At 45.9% G+C, this 3,633-nt stretch carries 2 protein-coding genes; both read left to right on the top strand.

Annotated features, from left to right (window positions below):
- Positions 1–358: 358 nt before the first annotated feature.
- Positions 359–2,290 (top strand): EAL domain-containing protein, encoded by a 1,932-nt coding sequence (locus tag ACR0QN_RS14030; RefSeq protein WP_432651846.1) that lies wholly within the window; start codon positions 359–361, stop codon positions 2,288–2,290.
- 125 nt (positions 2,291–2,415) lie between these two features.
- The gene (locus tag ACR0QN_RS14025) at positions 2,416–3,165 is read left to right on the top strand and encodes a DUF134 domain-containing protein (protein ID WP_432651845.1); all 750 of its coding nucleotides are present in this window, start codon (positions 2,416–2,418) and stop codon (positions 3,163–3,165) included.
- The last annotated feature ends 468 nt before the right edge of the window (positions 3,166–3,633 follow it).

Below are 3,633 nucleotides of genomic sequence, written 5' to 3'. Positions count from 1 at the left end.
TTGCTGTTCACAGCAGAAAATACAATAATTTCCCTATGCGTCCGCTAAATTGGAAATCTCCTGCCGATTATGTTAAGGCTTTCTTAACCAATGGCGAAGTTTTCTAAAATCTTTGTAACGCATCATTGACAAACCTACATTTTTTCACATTTTTTTACGTCTTATTTTCGTCCGAATTGTAAAGTCCTCGGACCCGGATACAATTTAACTGCGGCAGCGGCAAACCATTTTGTGTAAAACGCAGATTTGAACATTATACTGTCGACAAATATTGACAAATTTTTCTTCCTGTGATATGATGAAATCAAATAAAACGGTGCTTTGACACCATTTCGCCCATCTGAGAGGACGGTGAAAAATGAACGCTATAAACTATGTGACCGAATATGAGTATGCCTCGGCAGCACTTCTTCTTGTGCTGATGGTGCTGTACGCCGCAAGAAAAAAATTCCATACAGATACGAACGGTCTTTTTGCAGCCCTGCTGGTCTGCACATTTTTATCCTCGGTGCTGCATATCTTCACTACGAAAATGCTTGGGCACGCACAGGATTATCCCCTCTGGCTGAACTACGCCGTCAATATAGGCTATCTTCTGGCTTACGTAAGCATATCCGTTATTTATCTTGTATACGTTTCCGTTATAACAAAGCGCAGCCAAGAACGCAAAGCTGACAGAATTATCGCAAGGTTCTGTCTCATAATAAGCTTCGTTCTGCTGCTTACCACACCCGTCACAAAGCTCATCATTTATTTTGACAGCGATATGAATTATCTTCACGGACCGCTGTTCCACATCCTTCCGGGTATTGCGCTCTTTATCCTGCTGTACACCTTTATAAGGTTTGTCAAATCCAGAAAGCAGCTGAAAACCATTCAGAGCATTTCAATACTGACCTTCACCATACTGAGCACTATTGCAACTCTGATACAGCTTGCATATCCGCAGCAGATAATGGGCAATTATGTAATATCCCTCTCCCTCCTTATGTTTTACATATCTTTAGAAAATCCCGCAGAATATATGGATAATATCACAGGCTGCTCCAACGCTGAAGCCTTTTATATAACCACAGAGTCGTATATCGAAAGGCACAAAAGATTTTCAGTTGCCGCCTTCTGTCCGCAGGGACTGGATTATTTCACCGAGCTTTTAGGTCTCAGAGAGAGCGGACAGATATGCGCCGAGGTTGCCGACAAGCTTAAAAAGCGACTTAAAAAGAGCGAACTTTTCTGCCTGGGCGACTGGGAATTTGTTATCGTTTCCGTAAGTGCCGAAGCCCCCGAGCTTGTTTCGGCTTTGCAGGAATTTTTTGAAAAGCCCATAAGTATGAACGGCATAGAAGCCCCCGTCACTCCTTATATATGTACCCTCACATATCCCGGCTTCGTTTCCACCTCAAAGGATATCCGTGACGCCATCGACTACACTCTGAGGTCAATGAAGGGCAGCAAGGAGACCGTACTGGAAATGACTTCCAAATCACTTGAGGCAAAGCAGCGGGAGCTTAAAGTCCTTGCAGCCATCAAGCAGGCAATAAAGGACGACTCATTCCAGATGTATTACCAGCCCCTTTATGATATCAAAACGGGCACATTCTCCAGCGCAGAAGCCCTTATCAGAATGATAGACAAGGAAATGGGCTTTGTAAGCCCCGAGGAATTTATCCCACTTGCGGAGGCAAACGGGCTTATCCCACAGATAGGCGAGCTTTCTTTCCGCTCCGTCTGCCGCTTCCTCAAAAGCGGAAAAGCGCAGGAACACGGCATAAAGTACATTGAGGTGAACCTTTCAGTTCTCCAATGCGCACAGGAAAAACTCAGCTCCCAGCTTATGGGAATTATGGAGGAATTCGGCATACCCCCCGAACAGATAAACTTTGAGATAACCGAGACCGCAGGTCTTGCAAACTACGACACACTCCTTAACAATATGAACAGGCTCATTTCACAAGGCGTTTCCTTTTCAATGGACGACTACGGCACGGGATTTTCCACAGCGAATTACCTTATCACCCTGCCCACGGATATCGTGAAGATAGACAAAAGCATTCTCTGGCCCGCAATGGAAAACGAGGAAGCCTTTATCGTTCTCCGCCATACGGTGGAAATGCTCCGCTCACTTAAAAAGAAGATAGTGGCAGAGGGCGTAGAGACTGCCGAAATGGTAAAGCTGCTGTCGGATATCGGCTGCGACTATCTCCAGGGATATTATTACTCCAAGCCCGTTCCCCCCGACGCATTTATAATGTTCCTTGCGCAAAATGCACCGAGCGTTCAGACTGTATGAACAGATCACCGGCAGGTCCCCCATCGGAGGACCTGCTGTTTTTTTACCCCAAATTCTGTTTTCCTATTGATTTTCAGAAAAGAATATGTTATAATCGACCATAGACGGAAACCTAGAGGGATCATATGCCAAGACCGCAAAGATGCAGAAAGGTGTGCAGGGAGCCTGAGTATTGTTCATTCGCCCCTGCAGGAGTGGCTTCGGGAGACGCTGTAGTGCTGACGGTGGACGAATACGAGGTCATACGTCTTGTTGACCTTGAAAAGCTTACCCACAGCAAAGTAGCGGAGATGATGGAAATATCACGCACCACCGCTACGGAAATTTATAATACAGCCCGTGAAAAGATAGCCGACTGCATCGTGAACGGCAGACCCCTTGTTGTTTCGGGAGGAAGCTATGCCCTCTGCGGCGGCGGAAAATGCTGCGGCTGCCTGAGGGGCGCTTTCAAAAACCAAAAGGTCAAAACGAAAGGAAACGGTATTATGAGAATTGCAGTAACCTACGATAACGGAGAAATTTTCCAGCACTTCGGTCATACAAGCTTTTTTAAGCTTTATGACGCCGAGGAAGGCAGGATAACGGGCGAAGAGATCGCTGCCGCTCCCGAAAACGGCCACGGCGCACTTGCAGGATTTCTGAAAGAAAAGGGCGTTGACGTGCTTATCTGCGGCGGTATCGGCGGCGGAGCGCAGAACGCCCTCGCTCAGGCAGGCATAAGACTGTACGGAGGCGCAAGCGGCAGCGCCGACGAAGCTGTAAAAGCATTTTTAAGTGGAGGACTGAGCTTTGACCCCAACGTTATGTGCAGTCACCACAGCCACGGCGAGGAACATTCCTGCGGTTCTCACAGCTGCGGCGGAAGCTGCCATTGATAAGCCTCTCGAAACGCTGTTTCTCTTTGAAGGAGAAACAGCGTTTCAGCTTGTCGATAAAGTGAGATAATGAAAAAAATTGCACAAATAAGATCACTCTAAAAGTTTCGTCCACCTTTTCAAAGGTGGCAGGGGTCAAGGGGGCGGGAACTCCCTTTGCGTAGTTACCAAATAAACAAAACAGACTACGTCAAACAACAAGAAAATTGTATATTAACAACAAAGAAATCAGTAAACTTTACTGGTTTCTTTGTTTTTATCAGGACTTTCGTTTTGGAAGTCCTTTTTTGTTGGGAAAGGGATAGGCATTACTTTTCCACCTTATGTGGGAAATTATCATAATGCTCTATATCCTGCAAGTCGATAATTCTGAGCATAAGTCCGCTGACTCCGACAGACATAAAAAATCTGTCATTCATAATCTGTCTTACGGCTTCATTATCGGGACAGCAGGCTATCATTATCCTG

It is taken from the genome of Huintestinicola sp., assembly GCF_050874005.1.
In the GTDB taxonomy this organism is placed as follows: Bacteria; Bacillota; Clostridia; order Oscillospirales; family Ruminococcaceae; genus Huintestinicola.
This window is presented reverse-complemented; position numbering and strand designations above follow the sequence as displayed.